Annotated in this window: 21 protein-coding genes; 8 read left to right on the forward strand and 13 right to left on the reverse strand. The window is 39.4% G+C overall.

Translation table 11 applies throughout. The features are described 5' to 3' along the window. Positions 1–55: 55 nt before the first annotated feature. The 4 genes from MHO82_RS07270 to MHO82_RS07285 all read left to right on the forward strand — a co-directional run bounded on the left by MHO82_RS07270 (position 56) and on the right by MHO82_RS07285 (position 2,505). Positions 56–622, forward strand: a complete 567-nt coding sequence (locus MHO82_RS07270) for a PhnA domain-containing protein (protein WP_239183207.1) — start codon at positions 56–58, stop codon at positions 620–622. Between the two features lie 219 nt (positions 623–841). Beyond that, entirely contained in the window at positions 842–1,624 is a 783-nt protein-coding gene (locus MHO82_RS07275) for a transporter substrate-binding domain-containing protein (RefSeq protein ID WP_239183208.1), read from the forward strand. A 239-nt stretch (positions 1,625–1,863) separates the two neighbouring features. After that, the gene (locus MHO82_RS07280) at positions 1,864–2,184 is read left to right on the forward strand and encodes a hypothetical protein (protein WP_239183209.1); all 321 of its coding nucleotides are present in this window, start codon (positions 1,864–1,866) and stop codon (positions 2,182–2,184) included. A gap of 9 nt (positions 2,185–2,193) precedes the next feature. After that, a complete protein-coding gene (locus tag MHO82_RS07285; protein WP_239183210.1) occupies positions 2,194–2,505 on the forward strand; it encodes a hypothetical protein in 312 nt (103 codons plus the stop codon). A gap of 117 nt (positions 2,506–2,622) precedes the next feature. On the opposite strand, the gene MHO82_RS07290 is transcribed toward MHO82_RS07285, so the two are convergent. The 3 genes from MHO82_RS07290 to MHO82_RS07300 are packed head-to-tail and all read right to left on the reverse strand — an operon-like array spanning position 2,623 to position 5,173. Further along, positions 2,623–3,645, reverse strand: coding sequence for an Imm49 family immunity protein (locus MHO82_RS07290; protein WP_239183211.1), 1,023 nt, complete (start codon positions 3,643–3,645; stop codon positions 2,623–2,625). Positions 3,646–3,704: 59 nt separating this feature from the next. Then, a complete protein-coding gene (locus tag MHO82_RS07295) occupies positions 3,705–4,604 on the reverse strand; it encodes a hypothetical protein (RefSeq protein WP_239183212.1) in 900 nt (299 codons plus the stop codon). A gap of 8 nt (positions 4,605–4,612) precedes the next feature. Further along, a complete protein-coding gene (locus MHO82_RS07300; RefSeq protein ID WP_239183213.1) occupies positions 4,613–5,173 on the reverse strand; it encodes a hypothetical protein in 561 nt (186 codons plus the stop codon). Positions 5,174–5,471: 298 nt separating this feature from the next. Here MHO82_RS07300 and MHO82_RS07305 point away from each other — a divergent pair, with 298 nt between their 5' ends. Next, positions 5,472–6,086, forward strand: coding sequence for a hypothetical protein (locus tag MHO82_RS07305; RefSeq protein ID WP_239183214.1), 615 nt, complete (start codon positions 5,472–5,474; stop codon positions 6,084–6,086). A gap of 93 nt (positions 6,087–6,179) precedes the next feature. Here the strand turns inward: MHO82_RS07305 and MHO82_RS07310 are convergent, their stop codons facing one another. The 3 genes from MHO82_RS07310 to MHO82_RS07320 all read right to left on the reverse strand — a co-directional run bounded on the left by MHO82_RS07310 (position 6,180) and on the right by MHO82_RS07320 (position 7,993). Next, a complete protein-coding gene (locus tag MHO82_RS07310) occupies positions 6,180–6,866 on the reverse strand; it encodes a spondin domain-containing protein (RefSeq protein WP_239183215.1) in 687 nt (228 codons plus the stop codon). Positions 6,867–6,878: 12 nt separating this feature from the next. Beyond that, the gene (locus tag MHO82_RS07315; RefSeq protein ID WP_239183216.1) at positions 6,879–7,358 is read right to left on the reverse strand and encodes a YbaK/EbsC family protein; all 480 of its coding nucleotides are present in this window, start codon (positions 7,356–7,358) and stop codon (positions 6,879–6,881) included. 134 nt (positions 7,359–7,492) lie between these two features. After that, the gene (locus MHO82_RS07320) at positions 7,493–7,993 is read right to left on the reverse strand and encodes a MarR family transcriptional regulator (RefSeq protein ID WP_239183217.1); all 501 of its coding nucleotides are present in this window, start codon (positions 7,991–7,993) and stop codon (positions 7,493–7,495) included. 95 nt (positions 7,994–8,088) lie between these two features. On the opposite strand from MHO82_RS07320, the gene MHO82_RS07325 reads away from it, so the two are divergent. Further along, complete coding sequence (locus MHO82_RS07325; RefSeq protein WP_239183218.1) at positions 8,089–8,988, forward strand: EamA family transporter; 900 nt, start codon at positions 8,089–8,091, stop codon at positions 8,986–8,988. A gap of 63 nt (positions 8,989–9,051) precedes the next feature. On the opposite strand, the gene rlmF is transcribed toward MHO82_RS07325, so the two are convergent. From rlmF to MHO82_RS07350, 5 genes are all read right to left on the reverse strand, one after another. Next, positions 9,052–10,059 (reverse strand): 23S rRNA (adenine(1618)-N(6))-methyltransferase RlmF, encoded by a 1,008-nt coding sequence (rlmF, locus tag MHO82_RS07330; protein WP_239183219.1) that lies wholly within the window; start codon positions 10,057–10,059, stop codon positions 9,052–9,054. Positions 10,060–10,134: 75 nt separating this feature from the next. After that, a complete protein-coding gene (locus tag MHO82_RS07335; RefSeq protein WP_239183220.1) occupies positions 10,135–11,529 on the reverse strand; it encodes a sensor domain-containing diguanylate cyclase in 1,395 nt (464 codons plus the stop codon). 23 nt (positions 11,530–11,552) lie between these two features. Next, complete coding sequence (locus MHO82_RS07340) at positions 11,553–12,296, reverse strand: YggN family protein (protein ID WP_239183221.1); 744 nt, start codon at positions 12,294–12,296, stop codon at positions 11,553–11,555. A 101-nt stretch (positions 12,297–12,397) separates the two neighbouring features. Next, a complete protein-coding gene (locus MHO82_RS07345) occupies positions 12,398–12,838 on the reverse strand; it encodes a YeeE/YedE family protein (protein WP_239183222.1) in 441 nt (146 codons plus the stop codon). 10 nt (positions 12,839–12,848) lie between these two features. Next, complete coding sequence (locus MHO82_RS07350; RefSeq protein WP_239183223.1) at positions 12,849–13,271, reverse strand: YeeE/YedE thiosulfate transporter family protein; 423 nt, start codon at positions 13,269–13,271, stop codon at positions 12,849–12,851. 179 nt (positions 13,272–13,450) lie between these two features. Here MHO82_RS07350 and MHO82_RS07355 point away from each other — a divergent pair, with 179 nt between their 5' ends. After that, the gene (locus tag MHO82_RS07355) at positions 13,451–15,115 is read left to right on the forward strand and encodes an FAD-dependent oxidoreductase (RefSeq protein ID WP_239183224.1); all 1,665 of its coding nucleotides are present in this window, start codon (positions 13,451–13,453) and stop codon (positions 15,113–15,115) included. Between the two features lie 208 nt (positions 15,116–15,323). Continuing rightward, a complete protein-coding gene (locus tag MHO82_RS07360) occupies positions 15,324–16,520 on the forward strand; it encodes a DUF3103 domain-containing protein (RefSeq protein WP_239183225.1) in 1,197 nt (398 codons plus the stop codon). Between the two features lie 196 nt (positions 16,521–16,716). Here MHO82_RS07360 and MHO82_RS07365 read toward each other — a convergent pair whose 3' ends face one another. Next, the gene (locus MHO82_RS07365) at positions 16,717–17,181 is read right to left on the reverse strand and encodes a hypothetical protein (protein WP_239183226.1); all 465 of its coding nucleotides are present in this window, start codon (positions 17,179–17,181) and stop codon (positions 16,717–16,719) included. Between the two features lie 101 nt (positions 17,182–17,282). Next, positions 17,283–18,458, reverse strand: coding sequence for an EAL domain-containing response regulator (locus MHO82_RS07370; RefSeq protein ID WP_239183227.1), 1,176 nt, complete (start codon positions 18,456–18,458; stop codon positions 17,283–17,285). Between the last annotated feature and the right edge of the window lie 18 nt (positions 18,459–18,476).

Here is an 18,476-nt window from a genome sequence, read left to right on the forward strand (position 1 = left end):
TTATTAGAAAAAATTGGCATAATAGCGCCACTAAAAAAAATGTAGGCTAAATGCTATGTCAATCGAACAAACTTTATTACAGCGCTGCGATTCAAAATGTGAGCTTTGCTCTTCAGACACCACTCTTGCTGCTTTTGTTGTGCCACCAGAAAGCCACACCACAGTAGATACAAGTGTGATGATTTGTGAAACATGCCGCAGCCAGATTGAAGACCCAAATAGCATGGATGTTAACCACTGGCGTTGTCTAAATGACAGCATGTGGAGTCAGGTTCCTGCAGTACAAGTTGTCGCATGGCGTCAGCTTAAGCACCTATCAGCTGAAGGCTGGGCGCAAGATCTGCTAGACATGATGTACATGGAAGAAGAAACTGCTAAATGGGCAGAAATCGGGATGGACGACGACGAGGAAAAACCTCGCGACGTAAACGGCGTTGAACTGAAAAAAGGCGACGACGTAACCGTGATTAAAGACCTTCCTGTTAAAGGCACTAACCAAGTGATCAAACAAGGCACGGTTATCCGTGGCATCAGCCTTGGCAACGATCCTAAGCTTGTTTCAGGTAAAGCAAATGGCGGCCAATCTATGTATGTTATTGCTGAATACTGCCGTAAAAAATAAGCTCTGATTCGCTAAATTACAGCGAGTAAATCGACATAAAAAAGGCGCAAATCAGCGCCTTTTTTGTTGGAAAACTTTATCAAAAATTCACTTAGCCAATAAGCTTGATATCGCAGTCAACAAAACCAGACAAAATCTGGGAATTACACCAAAGTCTTTCATTTTAGGGGAAAACGACATTATCCCCCTCTATGCTTAAAAGAAACATAGAGGGCGCTTATGAAAAGATATGTACACTGGTGCCTACTTTTTATATCACTAACATTTTTTCCTTTTTGTTCCATCACCGCGGCTACGCTTACACTCGCCTATGCCGACGTAGAATCTTACCCATATCAAGTTGGTAATGGCAGCAAAATTCCCGCTCTACCTGGTTTAGCACTAGACGTAATTAACGCAGCAGCCTACAAGATTGGGATTGAAGTTAACTATGTTCGTCTACCCGGAAAACGGGTTTTACAAGCAATAAAAAGTGGAAAAGTAGACGGCGGATTTATTTTTTCGTACAACACCCAACGAGCACAATATGCGAAATACCCAATGAAAGGAAAAGCGCCCGATAGCAGCAAACGGATTGCCACTTTAGGCTACTATTTCTACAAGCTGAAAAGTGAACCTCTAGAGTGGGATGGAATTAACTTATACAACACTAAACAAAAAGTAGGTGCCCACCTCGGTTTTTCCATAGTTAAAGAACTAAAGAAAAGAAAGCTCAGTGTGCATGAGGTAAAAACCACAGCACAGTTATTTGATATGTTAAGATCCCGACGCGTGGCCGCCATTGCAATCCAAAACTCCATTGCTCAAGAGTACCTATATCGCCACAATTTGTATGATGTGGAACAGATACAACCCGCCATAATAACCAAAGACTATTTTTTAGTATTAAGCCATAAATTCGTTCAGCTCAATCCTATATTGGCTAACCAAATTTGGGAAGTCATCAGTGCTATTCGAGATGACGTGATATCCGAATCGAGAAGTAAGTATTGGAATAGATAGCTTTCAATTGAGTTATATAAAAGTCCGTTGGCGACTATTTATACATGTGATGATGGATATTACGACACCCAACGCATTTTATAAAGCCACCTCAACTATATGTGATCTTAATCCCATAATTTTTGCAAACACTTATGCATAATCCACGCGAATGATTTGCGTTAGCCTTATCAATGATAATAAGCGACTAAAAATAGCCGCTAGACAGAACACTTACACGTCAGTTTAAAGGAACACCCATGAAAAGAAGTTGTACAGCCCTTATGCTAGGGTTGGTGTCTTTATGTGCCCAAGCCCAAAATATTGCCACACCGATTGATGGTATTAGTGCATCTATAACCGAAGAAAAAGCACTTTCAATCCAGAATATTGCTGACACTGAAGTAAAAATTGATATCTACGGCGACGAGTTCACTTTACCTCCGATGTCTGGACTTACCTACGAATGTGTAGGCTATACAAGCCTAGAAATACAATTAAAAGGAATGGTGCATGATTACTTTGAAGTCCCATGCAACAGCCAAGTGACTTTTAACGAAACATTCAGTAGCCAAGAGTAAGGGAATCACATGAAAAAAATCTTTGTCGCGGCTACTTTACTCGCTCTAGCTGGTTGTAATTCTGAAGACAGTTCCAGTTACAACTACAATTCAAGTTCTAACTCTTATTCATCATGTCGTATTATCAAGTCAGAAGCGGCAGATGCTTCTGATCGTACGAAAGACCTTCAGCAATGCTGGAGCGCATTTGGTAATGGCTATAGTTCTAAATCAATGGCACTAAGCTGGTGTGAAAGGGAAGTGACTGACTACATGCGAGCAAACTACCTGTTTAATGATCATAACGTGACATACCAAGTGTCAACAAGCAGCTGTCCGTAGACTGCTATTTTTCTATTTACATGGAGCTAATCAATAGCTCCATTTTTATTCCCTTTGAGTAACATATTCTAAATATTTTACCTACATTTAAACGCTCAAAGTTATACCAAGCTATTTTCACAACACAGCTTCTAATTCAAAAATAGGTGGGTTATCCCCTATTTCATGGTTAGAAGGCCCTTCTCCTTTTATTACCCAGGCAGGAATGTAATCACTTTCAAAGGTAACCATAATTCCTGTACGGCGATAATGAAGCGCAGAGAACGCCATGATCATATGATGTATCATTGCTGAAGCTCCCCATAAAGTAACGGCATTTTTACCCTTTTCATCGCCATCTTGAGGAGCTAAATATGAAAAATAATCGTAATTAGCTTCCATTGCCGATTTCACTGTTGTATCCCAATCAGTAGAGTCAGCCCCCCAAGCTTGGGCTACCATGCTAAAAAGCGGAATAATCATAAATTTATTCCAGCCTTCTGCTAAGTGACTTTCCAACTTTTCAATCACACCCGATGCCAAATAAGGGAGCACATTGCTAATAAGCTGGCGTTGAATTTCTGGATCAGACTCATTTTGTATGTAAGCTTTAAACAATTCAAAAAATGCCTGAGGGATCTGAGGGCTTTTCAATCGCTTTGCTTTACCTAAGTCACCTGCCGTCCATAAACACAGCTCATTAACTCCATCGTCATCTTGGTTAAGAATTGCAAGGCATACCGCATTAAGCCAATTATATAAGCCATCATTATAACCTGACTTTTCTGGTACCAACGAAATTGTCTTTCCCCAGAAGGTCATTTCTATTCTTTGACCATATAACCGGTGCATACGCATATCCATCACCGCCAAATCACTCGCAGTAGTCAACAACCAACGACAATGTGCTTTAGGCCACTCCATAATTAATGCATCACTCCAATAACGATGATAATAATAAACAAAATATGGGCAAATGCGTTGAATGTGTTTCGGATCGAGCACCTTATTCATAACATTGTCATTTTTACTATTTACATCTTCTATTGTTTCAAGGCTGCGACCTTCTCGCTCTTCACCCATCCAGCGATATTTATTGTGATGTTGGTTAATATTCATGTTTACTTTACCCACATGGAAGACGGAGATCTTTTTGATCATAATCGATTATTTTAACGGAAGTAACCACAGCATAAAACATCATCACCCTACTGGCTTATTCAAGATTCAATGAATGGTGGATTATCAAACCAGTAACCAGATTCATAACTCAAAGAACATGGTGATAATGGGAGAGAACTATCATCAAAATAAAGTTCAGCAGCATACTGCATAAACATATCATCGCAATTATCCTTCACAAAATGCATTTTATTATAGCAAGGTATATACACAACAAATTCGCTTCCAAGGCACATTTTAATATATGACACAATATTAGGGCATAATATTAGTGATGCTCCAAATTCCATATTTGATACAAAACCAACACCAACTTCAAAATTGTAAGTCGATAGTTCATCCCGTAAAGAATAATTAACAATATTATTCAAAGCTAGGGCTTCTAATTTATCTTTATTAATACCCATTAAACTTAAATCATAGGAGGATATTATATCTTTTTCCACTGTTGATTCTTCACTTGACCTAGAGTAGATCACTGATAATGAATCAGTAAACCTTTCGAAAATAATAGGCTCATAATTTTTACATTCTCCTGTACCAGGTTTATTTTTTGATGACTCTGGTAAAATTCTTAGCTTCCTATCCCCCGTAAATATACTCCAATACTGCATATCTCCTGACATCAGTGCATCATCGACAGAAGAAGTAGGAACTAACATAGGAAGAATAGATTTTTCTCTATCACTTACACTGACTAACCACTCAAAAAGATTGAAGAATTCAACCTCAACGCTCCTATATGAGTCAATGTCTAAATTATTTAAAAAACTCGATAAGTCAATTGTAGCTAAATGTTCTTCCCCTTTATCTATTTTAATAAATAGTTTTTCATTATTTCTACTTTCTAAGGTAATTATTTCACTTTTTAAGCCCTTTATTATCATTTTACTTTTTATTTTTTTAATAAAAATATTTCTTTTTATTTTTCTTATCATAATGTTAATCAGTAGTAATATATTGCCAAATCTAATTTTTTCTCAATTGAACTTTTTATCCAATTAGAAAATTCATCTACAGCTTCATGATTGATATCTTGGGAATATTTTTCTATAAACCTATCAAGGACATTTTGTGCAAATTCATGCTTTATTAAAAATAAAGGACTCTCAACGCCTGAAAATATTCCTTTTTTTTCACATTCAAGACTATACTGGGATATCTCAGAATCAAAATAAAGAAAATCAGGAATGCTGCACCGATACCACTCAGCATTATCTAACCGTTCTGTACTACCAAAACTTAATATCATTACTTCTATAATACGCCCCTGAATAAAAACATTTGGATCTTTATAATTTGGCTTCGTTAGCATATCAATAGCAACTTCAAGTGCAGGCCTTCTTTTTTCATTATCAGATAGAAGGTCTTCTGCCAATTCATCAACTTCTAGTAATTCATTATATCTATATTGTAAAAATCCACTAATATAGTTTCTGTCTTTAGCTCCTAATACTGAACATAAAGACTCTAAATCAACCTGATATGGCACTAAACCATAACCCATAAATACCTCCTCCACTAGCAACATCAATATACAAAAATGGTCAATTTATAAGCCAACCACTCACAATAAAATCCTAATCACGCTTAAAATACAAGATCCACCAAAGATAATAAATAATACATATGTCAATATCAATTTGATAGAATTATTCTCATTTCTGAAACAGAATACAGTTACAACCAATCAGTGATAATAGTAATTATTACTGTATAATACGTTAACTAAAAGTTGTTATGGCATTTTACTAAAACAATCATAACATCATAAAAAACATAACTATTTTGGAATGTTTTCATTCATGAAATTGAGACCTAGTATAGCCCTACTACTTATCACACCCCTCTCTTTATCTGGGCTCACTGGCTGCAATGGTGGCTCAAATACAGCCAATAATTCAAATAGCTCGGATAACTCTAAATATTTATCTAGCTTTAATATAATTAGTATTGAAAATGATGATAGCTATATAAAAAGACTGAAAGTATCTTGGGAAACTGCTGCAAGCCATAGCTCAATCAATGGGATCACATACAAACTATGCAAAAAAGAAACTGCTCAACCAGATAACTGCCTAGAGCTTACTCGAGTCATCAACAAAACATCTGTATCCATTGAAATAAAAGATTTATTAAGTGCAATAACTAATGAGTATTTCATTCTTGCCTCTAAAGAAGATGAAAAACAATTATCCGCTGAAAAAATCATATCATCAGATGTAATTTCAAAAATGGTCAGCTATATAAAAGCCTCTACTCTCGATGCGGGCGATCTATTTGACAGCCAAGTAGCTCTGCCTTCTAATGGAAAAACGTTAGCTGTTACTGCTTGTCGCGAAGGCTCCAATACTACTGGGATTAATGGGGATCAAAGCAATAATAGCGCTAAAGATGCTGGGGCTGTTTATATATATTAGATAATTAAGTTTAAAAAACTAGGAAGGTCATAGACTCATGCTCTTCCTTGTTTTCGATTCTACCCTACAAACACTCAGAGTTCTTTCTTAAACCTATTTTTTAGTCAGTGTAAAACGGCCAATAGAGAGTAAACTGGAAAAGTGAACGCCATTTTGGAAATCCGTGTCAGTGCGAGATGATGAAAGCTTGGTAATGGAAGTACGAGGAATGGTGGCTAAATTACTAGAGCTAAAGGTAACGCCACTGTCGCTGCCTGCATCGTAAGCAATTACACTGATGTCGATTTGCTCTACCCACTGACCATCAGAGTATAAAGGCACGCTGTTAATACCTGTAAACCAGTCCGGGCTTGGCGCGATCATGCTAACAACCGAAACCAAAGGGTGATCTCGAGAAACCTCAAATATCACAGAGACAGAATTTGATGTTGAAGGTATTCCCAATCCATCAATCGTCGATCCTGATTGACCGCGATTTTGAAAATCTTCAATTTCTGTTTTTAATAGGCTTTTTGACCCTGTCTCGGCCATGCTGACGATACCAGAAGAAGCCAGAGACCCCACTTCAAATATTTTAATATCGCTGTTATGCGTTAGCCCAATTAAGCCGGAGAAATGTCGATTCGTAGGAAAATTTGTACTGAAATTGGCTGCCGACCAGTGAGTAATAAACTCAAGCTCGTATAACGCCGTTGAGTCAGAAGAGGTTCCATAACTAATTCTGCACGCGCTGGTGATTAGCGCGCACAAAACTAAAATAAGTATTCTACATACCGTCATCGTTACAACCGCTTAATGGTACATCTCCTTACCAAACCGGATGTGTTTTGCATCTGCCATTATGGTTTTAAATGCTTGGCTGTCTAAACGTAATAACGTTTCATGATCGCCCGCTTCAATATAAACTTCATCCAAAATATCGAGTAACTGCTCGCAGACCATTGCCATTTCATACGCTCCACCAGCAGCAGGCACTGCACCGTCATCACAATCGGCAAACATGTCGTAAATGTCTTCTTCATGAAGGAGTTGGTATCGAGTATTAAACTTTTCATTCAATACTGAAAAACTTATCTTTTTATCCGCAGGCAGCACAGCCATCATTTTATGCCCTTGCCGATCAGAAAGCACAACGGCCTTAGCTACTTTTTTCGCAGGCACGCTAGAGGCAACAGCACTACCAATAGAGCCTGTACTATGAAAATGAGGTACTGTTTGGTAGTGAATATTGTTTTCTTCCAAGTATTCATTAAGTCGGGTTGAAATAGTCATCGCTATCTCCTTGAACGTTCTACTCAGATTATAGCCAAGAGATAATTCGGTTTCCCCTCCTCTTGGCGGTTCCCTAAAGTATAGTTCTGCCCGTATATTTCACCATTTACGTCTATGTTCACGAGAGCATGAAGTTACTCTTCCCAATTAGAAAGCCACGTTTTAAACAATTGATTTATTTGTGCTTGCTGCTGCTGTGAAAAGCCTTCAAGCACTTTTTCTTGAACTTGAACATGTTGCTCCATGACTTCATCAATGAGCTTTATTCCTTGTGAAGTAAGGCTAACCGTCACACTTCTTCTGTCTTCTTCGCTGTGAGTACGAATAATCAATTCTCTTGTTTGAAGCTTATCTAATCGGTTGGTCATCGCACCAGAGCTGAGCATCATAGAGTCAATTAATTCAGAAGGGGTTAAAGAATATGGAGCTCCTGCACGACGCAGCGTTGCTAGCACATCAAACTCACCTAGCTTAAGATCATACTGTTTATGACAAGCCGTAATGGCAGTTTCTAAGTGCTTTGCTAAGCGAGCCATGCGCCCTAAGATTTCCATTGGCTGAGTATTCAAGTGCGGCTTCTCTTGTTTCCATTGAGCTACAATTGTATCGAGTGCATCTGTGGTTTGATTGTCCATTTTGTACCGAGCAATATTATCTTTACATAAAGATACTTTACAAGAAGCTACCTGTTCTGTACAGTTCGAACTATCTTTACATCGAGATACTTTATATGAACTTACTTATTGCGATGATAGCGCCATTTTTCTGGGGCACCACTTATGCTGTCGCTCAATTTACACTACCAGATTGGCCACCACTGGCTTTAGCATGCCTACGTGCATTACCTGCTGGCTTACTCCTACTGGCTTTAAAACCAACATGGCCGAAACAAAGCCAGTGGCTTCCATTGCTCTTTTTAGGAGCGGTGAATATTGCAATATTTTTCTGTTTAATTTTCTTGATGGCCCAAACTTTACCTTCAGCCTTAGCTGCAATTGGTATGGTCTCAATTCCTGTTTTCGCGATGTTATTGGCATTCTTCGCTTACAAAACAGCACCATCCAAAGTACAGGTGGTTGCCAGTATCATCATGATTATTGCTGCACTTTTGTTATTCAACCCAAATCAGATCAGTATCAATCCGATTGGGATACTGGCTTTGTTTGCTGCCATTAGCTGTATGTTGACCGGAAGTACATTCGCCAAAAAAATGTATGGTTCTATTCATTGGTGGACGATTCTTGTCTGGCAGCTGATCTTAGGAGGCTTATGCTTACTACCTATTGCTTTCATTCAGGCATATTTCAACCCAGAGGCTTATCAAAGCATGTTGAATGTTGATCTAAAAAGCTTACTTGGGATCGGTTGGATCGTGATTCTTAATACCGCCTTGGCTTATGGCGTGTTCTTCTGGGTATTACAGAAAATTACCATTACTGAGATGAGTTTTGCGGGTATTGCAAACCCTGTTGCCGGGATTTTGATGGGAGCGGTACTGGTTGGAGAGCAGTTTAGCCTATTTCAATATAATTTAATGCTAATCATGATTGTGGGATCGTTACTGCCACAAATTGTTGCAGCCATTCGAAAAACAGCCTTTTTTAGACATCGAGTAAAAAAACAAATGTAAGCATATAAAACTAACGGGCCCTAAAAAGCCCGTCAGTTATTGTAATATGAGATAAAAAGATATTTACCAGCGTTCTTGTGCCCACTGCTGCTGCTGATCTTTGCTTAAAAATGTCCAAGCAACAAAACGACTGATCTTCTGACCTTGGGCCATTTCTACTGTTTTCACTTCTTTAACACCCAGTTTTTCTAGCTCTTTATAAAGCCCTTTCAAGTTATCTTTTTTAGAGATTAAAGTCGTAAACCACAGGCACTGCTCTGCAAATTGAGTACTTTGCTGTGCCATTTTACGCACAAAAGCAAACTCCCCACCCGGGCACCATAGCTCCGCATTCTGCCCACCAAAATTCAATGTCTTCTCTTTTGGTTTATAAGAAGATTCCGTACCTTTACTCTGTTTGTTCGCTGCTAAGTTACGTAATTTTCGCTCAGTTCCCGCACTCGCTTCAGCCAATGACTTGTGGAAAGGTGGATTACACATAGTGAAATCAAACACATCATCTTCACCAAACATACCGACAAAGATGTTGTCAGGATTTTTCTGTAAGTGGCAGGTAATGCCTTTTTTTAATGACGGATTCGCTGAAACAATAAAATTCGCGGTTTTTACTGAAATCGGATCGACATCAGATCCCGTGAAATGCCAACCATACTCACGGTGACCAACAATAGGGTAAACGCAGTTTGCACCCATACCAATATCTAACGCTCTTACCGCTTTCCCTTTAGGTTGCTCACCATTATTACTTACCGCCAATAAGTCAGCAATGTGGTGAATATAATCCGCTCGACCCGGAATAGGTGGACATAAATAACCATCAGGAATTGTCCAATGCTCAACCTGATAAAAATGTTGTAATAATGCTTTGTTGAGTGCTTTTACCGCCTGAGGATCAGAAAAATTAACCGATAAATCCCCATATTGGTTCTCTGTTACAAACTCATCAAGATCTGGGCAAGTTGCCATTAATGCAGGGAAATCATAACGCTGATTGTGCTTATTTCGAGGATGTAAACCCGACTTTTTAGGGCTAGATGCAGGCGACTGCTTTTTACGTGTTGCTTTAGTCATAGTACTACGGCTAATTACTGATAATTGATTAGATTATACCGACTTTAGCCTCATTACGCTTCAATACCACGGTCTCTACATGCGAATCACCGAAAAAGACACCTGATTTCGTCCACTTCGCTTAGATCGATACAGCAAAGTGTCTGCTTCGTGTACTAATTTGGTTGTAGTTAACTGATCAAAGGATAGCTGCTCCCCATAAAAAAACGCAGCACCAATACTCACGGTACAAGGAACATCATGACCACAGGTAGGAATCGACTTCAACGACACTTTTTCCAGTAACTTCTCCGCCCACCGTTTGGCTTCTGTTTCTGTAATATCAACCATAGCTACAGCAAACTCTTCCCCCCCAATGCGTCCTACTAAGCAAGTGGAGTCGAGTGGTGCTGATAAACGACGGGCAACCGCAGAAATAACATCATCGCCAACTTGATGGCCATATTGATCATTAATCTGTTTAAAATGATCAATATCTGCCATAAGAATAAACAGAGATTGTTTCTTTTGGTAAGCATTTTTACAAACGATATCGAGTTGTTCAAAGAAGTATCGGTGGTTAGAAATTTCTGTTAATCCGTCTTGGTTGGCTTGTATTCTTAAACGCTCATTAGCAATTCGTAAATCGTGAGTAGCGCTTACCACCGCCCGGCGTAAGCTCACAACATACATCATGACCATAAGAGAAAATGTAAAAGCGCTAACGGGGAGGATCCATTTCGGAAAAACGGTTTCAGTACTGATCCACTTCTGCATAATTCGATCAACCTCATCCAATGAGATCTTCGTGAGTCCAGAGTCAATTGAACTGACTAATGCCTCTTGCCCTTCTTGCACCGCCACATACAAAGGTAAACTGTATAATCGCTTAATGCCTATATAATTTTCAAATTCCTTTCTCAGGTACAAATAAAAATTGGCGACCTGAGTATCTGCAATAAACACATTAATGTCGCCGTTTATTACTGAATCAATCATGACTCCATTGTTATCAAACAGCTCTAAAGTGGCATTTGGGTAATGCTCCCTAACAAAACTGGCTTCAAAGCCCCCTTCAACAACACCCACTTTAAACGAACCATCCATATAGGATTCACTGGGTTTACCTGCGATGTAAGTCGAAATGTATAAATTGGCGTGAATATCAAATAAGGAACGAGAATAATCTAGGTATTGATCGCGATCTTCAGAATAGAGTAACCCTGCATGGACATCCGCTTTACCCTCTTTAACCAATTGGAGTGATTCATTCCAATCAACCAAAATGAATTCCACTTCCACATTATTCACACGACTAAACTCATTCCAATAATCAATGAGCAATCCTTTCGGGTTACCGTTGCCATCAAGATAAGAAAATGGCTTCCATGCTTTCGAGTTTGCGACAGTTAACTTGCTGGGTAATTCATCTGCATTTGCAGTAGATAGGTACAAATAACAAAGTACGACAAACCCAGCAAACCAACGCATCGTTTTCTCCCTAGCAAATATTTTTAAATTTCAAATATTTGGTAGTCTTTTAATTGAGGTATCAACTCTTGTAACTTTTGCTCTTCTGTTGCTAAGTCCTGCACAGAGTCACACAAGTTTGTTGCTTTTTGTTCCACTTCTTTGGATCGAGCAGCGACTTTTTCTTCAATAGTCGCTTTCATTTCCATCACTCTGTTTTTCAATTCAGCAAAGTTAATTCCGCCTTCTTGCTTCATTTCTTCTGCTAAAGCACTGAATGCACTTTCCATTGATTCCATGCTGATATTTTCAATGACTTGATTAAATTCACTCATCCAACTTGAGCTCGCTTTATCCAATACATCTGCTGGGATCACAAACGTATCATCTTGATAAAACTTATCATTTACTGTAGCACTAAAATCATCAATTAGCTTTTTAACACCGTCAAACGCTTCAGGGTTTTCAAACCCTAAAGCAATTTCATTGGTAATATCACTGGCAATAGAGATGCCATCATTAGCAAGATCAACCAGTTGAGGTAGGTGCTCTTGTACCCCTTTGTGATAGGCCTCTAATGCTTGTTGCTGCATCTGGTTCAGATCCAGCTTTTCTCCATTAATAAATACTTGGTTAGAGCCATCAATAACCACTTTTGGCTCTTGTTGTTGATAAACCGATACAGTCCCTTCCTTTAAATGCACTTCGTTTTTAATATCAATCGGGCAGCTTTGGCCAAATGCTGCTCCTGAAACCAGTAAAATGGATGCGGTCAGTATACGTTTCATAATAAAGCCTTGTCCGAAATAGAAACTTCACTATAGCTCGATTCACCTTTCAGACCAACTTTAACAAAACAATACGTATCGTACGGTACACCCGCTTATTATCATTGAGGAGCAGGATTAAACAACCGATAGGATCGGACATAATTCACAATACCAAACCCAATAAACATACTCGCAATAAAAACGACGATAGACACATCTCCCGTCGTTATGGAAGCTAAAGCTGGCCCAGGGCATATACCTAATATTCCCCATCCCGTACCAAAAATGGCCGCGCCAGAAATCAACGAAGCATCGACTTTTTTGATGGTTGAAAGAGAAAATGAAGGTGTTGCTATAGGCTGATTACGTGGCTTAATTAACAAAAAATAACTCGGCATAAACACCGCAAGCGCTCCCCCCATCACAAACAATAAGCTAATATCCCATTGGCCTGTCACATCTAAAAATCCAATGACTTTTTCCGGATCAACCATGCCAGATAGCACCATGCCAAAGCCAAACAGTAAACCCGCAATTAACGAACTTGTTTTTTCGAACATGCCGACCTTCCTATGCCAACCAATGTAGTCGAACAAATACCACCAACGCGGCCGCCGACATAAATACTACCGTGGCCACTAACGAACGTACTGACATTCGGCCAATACCACAGATACCATGCCCACTTGTGCATCCATTACCTAACTTGGTACCAATTCCAACTAATAATCCCGCGAGCATCACAATACCAAGATTGGCACTAGTGAAGTTATCCGGGAATGAAAAACCAGCAGAAGAAGCCAATACGCCACCGCCAACAACGCCTAAAACAAAAAGTATACGCCAAGATCTATCGCCTTTTTGTGCTTTCAATATCCCCGATAAAACCCCACTAATCCCCGCCACTTTTCCATTCATTAGCATCAAAATGGTGGCAGACAAACCAATAAGTACTCCGCCCAATAAAGGTTCCCAATACATGAACATCATCATTCCTTTCTGAACAATCTTTACTTTAGTATTGACTAATAAATATCATTTAGTCAATACTAATTTAGCATTATTTAAATTATAAAAGACAATACCAACAAGGTATGATGTGACCCGCAAACAAGACTGAACTCTCACTGGATTCAATAAAATATAACTAACTGTTTGAATAGGAATTTGAAATGACAAAAATCGTAATTATTGGTGGTGTGGCCGGAGGGGCATCTGCGGCAGCACGTGCTCGAAGACTCAGTGAAGATGCCGAAATCATTATGTTTGAGCGTGGCGAGTTCGTATCGTTTGCAAACTGTGGCTTGCCTTACCATATCAGTGGCGACATTAAAGACAGAAGCAAGTTACTATTACAAACTCCTGAGAGCTTCCTTAATCGCTTTAATGTCGATGTCAGGGTCATGAATGAAATTATTGCCATCAACCGTGAAGCCAAAACAGTCACGGTGAAAAATCTAATCGATGGCTCGCAGTACTCTGAGAGTTACGACTATTTATTACTCAGCCCTGGTGCCGCGCCCGTAACACCTAAAATACCAGGTATTGACAACCCTCTCACTCATACTCTGCGTAATATTCCAGATATGGACAGAATTCTTAACCAACTCAATACTAATAACATTCAACACGTGACAGTAGTAGGTGGTGGCTTTATTGGTCTGGAAATGATGGAGGCCTTCCATCAGCGTGATATTCACACCACATTACTTGAACAAGCTGACCAAGTGATGACTTCCGTTGACCGAGAAATGGCAGGCTTTGTTCACCATGAAATTATACAAAAAGGGATCGATCTAAAGTTAAATACAGCGTTAGAAAGTGTGGAATACATTCCCCAAAATACAACATCGTCAGAAGAGCAACTCTTGCTTACTCTCAGTGATGGCAACACCTTGTCTACCCAACTTCTCATTATGGCTATTGGTGTAAAATCTGAGACCAAACTTGCCAAAGAAGCTGGGCTAGATATTGGCGCTTTAGGAGGGATTCGTACCAACTCTATGATGCAAACCAACGACCCTTACATTTATGCCGTAGGGGATGCCATTGAAGAACAAGATTACCTTACCCAAAAACCATGTGTCGTGCCACTAGCGGGCCCTGCCAACCGCCAAGGAAGAATGGCCGCCAATAACATGCTTGGTCGTCAAGAGCTTTATCAAGGAACTCAAGGCACGGCGATTTGTAAAGTTTTCGATCTTGCTGTCGCCTCTACAGGAAAAAATGAGAAAGCACTAATCGAAGCTGGGATCGATTTTGACAAAGTCTATACCCATACCGCCAGCCATGCAGGCTACTACCCAGGTGCTGAAACCATCTCGTTTAAGCTACTTTTTGATCCTAAAACAGGAAAGATATTAGGTGCTCAAGCCGTCGGTAAAGATGGCGTAGACAAACGCATAGACATTATTTCTGTAGCCCAACGTGCGGGGATGACAGTAGAACAATTACAGCATGTCGAACTTTGTTATGCTCCACCATTTGGATCCGCCAAAGACGTGATCAACCAAGCGGCTTTTGTCGCAACCAACATAATGAAAGGCGATCTTACCTCGATCCATTATGATCAGATCCACCAGTTAAACCATGATCAAGTCTTATTAGATGTGCGAAACCCAGCAGAGCTAAAAAATGGCTATATTGAAGGGGCCGTCAACATCCCTGTGGATCAACTTCGCCAGCGTATGAATGAGTTACCAAAAAACAAAGAAATCATCATTTATTGCCAAGTCGGATTACGTGGTCACGTCGCCTATAGACAGCTGGTTAATAACGGCTATAAAGCAAAAAATCTACTTGGTGGCTATCGTACCTACCGATTCTCTACCAGCTAATATCTAATCGTTATAACTAACTGAATCATAAATAACATTTATATAACTAACGGGCTAGCAATTAGCCCGTTTTCGCTAAGTCATTGATGAAAACTTTGACATTCTGTACAAAAATTCATTTCTTTGATTTTATAAATTAGACTTATTGCTCTATTTGATGGTAGTTTTCAAGACACACTGTTCACATCACAATCATAAGGAGAACGGTATGAACAAACTAATCCCACTTACCTTGCTACTATCTTTAGGATTAACAGGCTGCCAAACTGAATCAGAACAAACGACTCAAACGGCAGCAAACGCGCAATCAACAAGTTCTGTTATTGCTGAGCAGAAACGCCAGCTTGCATTAGAGTTAAGCCAGCAATTTGCTCAAATGGAACCAACACTACGAACAGAAATTAATGAATACCAACTGTCGGTTTCAGTCTCTTCATTAGTTGAAAAACAGCCTATTGCTCAGTTTTCTCACAGTTTACAATCGGCTGATACTAAAATTCGTAAAGTGAAAGGTATCGAAGAGTATACAAATGAAATACTAGAGCTTCGCCTTGCGGATCCATCCATGCTTGCTCGCTGGCAAACGGGTCAAAGCCCACTGTTTGCATTTGAGCCAGAAGGCAACGATAACACGTGGAATTACATCGAAGCGTACGACATTAATGGTCAATTACACCAGCTAGATGTTTATGATATTCCCGAAAGACCTGTTCTTGTCGTAGACAGCAACAGTCACGAAGAACTTCGTGCCGGTATTGCCGCTATGAGAGAAGAAATACAACGCCTGCAAAATACAGACAGTGTTGAAACAAATCAGCTATCACGCTCTGCGATGACTTACTCTGCTCAAGTAGCAAGTGCATCAGAAAAAGCAGAACCAATTTCTACAACGGTTTTAAAGAAAATTCGTCTAAACGATGATAAAGAACCGTGGATTTCTGGTAAATCTGAAATTTACAGCATTGTAACAGGTGTTAACCCAAGCCGAGATGAGCCTATTGTTGATATCATTGACATGCCATACCTGGATTACGATAAGCAGGACTACTACCCAAACCAAGTTGTGATTCACTGGAAACGTTACCGTTGGGGCGCTGCTGACATGATCCTAATGGAGCAAGATGACGGCACTGATTACAAACAACTTGCTAAGCTTCTTGTTGAAGTTGCAACGGAAGTAATGAAAGCCATCCCAGATCCTGAAGTGCAAGCGTATTTAATCATTCCGCAACTAACCGGAAAGATCATTGATGCAATTCCTGATGGCGCACTAACTAATGATGATGATTTCGTTGATGTTTTCTATACCCTGATGCAAGACAGTGAGTATGTTGATCACCCAGCAGCAGGTGGTAATGCGGTCGCAACTTTCACCCCATTAACCATTAATCCAACACGCGATTAATTCACATTCAAAACCATATCTTAATCACTAAAGGTCAGTTCATGGCCTTTAGTTTTTTCATCTTAAGACAAAATAAAAACATTGAATATTTTTATAGGCAAACAATTGAACTTTGTTCGATAGTGAAATGATAAAGAGGCAGGGATTTAAAAAGTGGCTAAAAACATGAGTGATAGATTTCTATCGTTAAAAGCAGCTACTTTTCAGACAGTTCAGATTTAAGCATTGTTAAGCCTTTATTCAATAATCGGCTCAGTGTTTCTAGCTCTTCCTCAGAAAAATTCGCGCGCCACACCGCTAATCGATTCTCTAGTGCTTGCTGTACTAACTTCGCCTCTTGCCAGCCTTTTTCTGTCAGATTTAGCACGGTAAAGCGTCGATCATTGACATCCGCTTCCCGATTTAAAATCCCTTTTGCCACCATATCCTGAATCATTCGGCTTATTTGGCTTTTATCACCAATAATCGGCGTCATTTGATTAAAATCAGACTGTGGGGCACTGCCACCACCTTGTACAACAATACTGAGAACATAAGTTTGTTCCGGTTTTAAAGAAACACCCAGCTTGGTGAACTCTTCTTGGTATTGTTTCTTCGATAAGGTGGAAACCATATGAGTCAAAGACCCTATAGAAACGACCTGAGAACAATCTATCATCATTTATTTACCTAAAACATCATAACGCCAAGGTAAATAATACAATTTCTAACAATTGTCCAACACTTTCAGAATTAGATTTAACGCAAACGAATGCATCCTACCTACTGAGAACTAAGTTCAATAGAACGCTTTTGCCAGTCGTGATACCAATCTTCAACGTCATCAATAGAAAACGGTTTTGCAATAAAGTACCCTTGAGCCAAATCGGCTCCTAATGCTTTAAGTTCTTGCCATAAATATTGATTTTCTATCCCTTCCGCCACCGTAATTAAGTCCAACTTTTTCGCTAAAAATAAGCTAGATTCTACGATAGCCTTGGCCGATCGGCTGTGTTCAATTGATTGAATAAAGCTCATATCCAGCTTTAGCTCTGAAAAGGGTAAGTGATCCAACTGGGCCAATGAGGAATAACCCGTTCCAAAATCATCAATACCTAGCTTAAAGCCATTCATACACAAGCGAGAAGCCGATTCCAAAGTCAAACCAAAACTGTCTATTAACTCAGATTCTGTTAACTCAAATCGAACTAAGTTAGGCGATATATTATGGCTTAAAACAAAGTCCACAAAGCCGCGGTCCGCTAAGTCTTGCACCGTTAAATTTACGGCAACTTTGCGCATTCCAAGAGTAGGCAAATCTTGCGCAACTTGAAGCAAAATTTGTTTACTTAACTCAGTGATTAAACCATATTTCGAAAGAGGCTCTATAAATAAAGCTGGTGGTAATATGCCATGCTCAGGGTGATCCCAACGCGCTAATGCTTCACTTTCAACCCATTCTCCCGTTGAAAAATCGATTAATGGTTGATAGAAAGGAACAAACTCATTGTTTGCTAATGCCTTTTTAAGATCTTGCTCGCTAAAAACAAGTGACTCTCGCTCTTTACGTACCTTATTCTCTTGTTTACTTTGTTTTAACGTAACAAACAGCTCGTCTAATTGATTTTTACGTACAGGCTTAGGTAAAGAGCCCAACAAGTTCAGCTTATAAGCCATGCACATATGGCTTACTGAATTCAAAACGCCAACTTCAACAGCGCTTGAGATAACAATATGGCCTTGGAAGTCTTGCTCAGAAATTGCTCGTAGCAACGTAATGCCATCCATTTCAGGCATATTTAAATCACAGATAACCAAATCAGGTGCATTGTTTGAAATAAAGGCAAGTGCATCAAATGCATTGCTAACCCCTTCGATATCGAGATCGGGGTATAAGCTCAACTGTTTAATGAGAACTTCTCTTTGAAACTGATGGTCCTCTACAACAAGCACTTTCATTCAGCCAACTCCTACTGT

The sequence above is a fragment of the Vibrio sp. Of7-15 genome (assembly GCF_022347565.1).
Taxonomy (GTDB): domain Bacteria; phylum Pseudomonadota; class Gammaproteobacteria; order Enterobacterales; family Vibrionaceae; genus NORP241.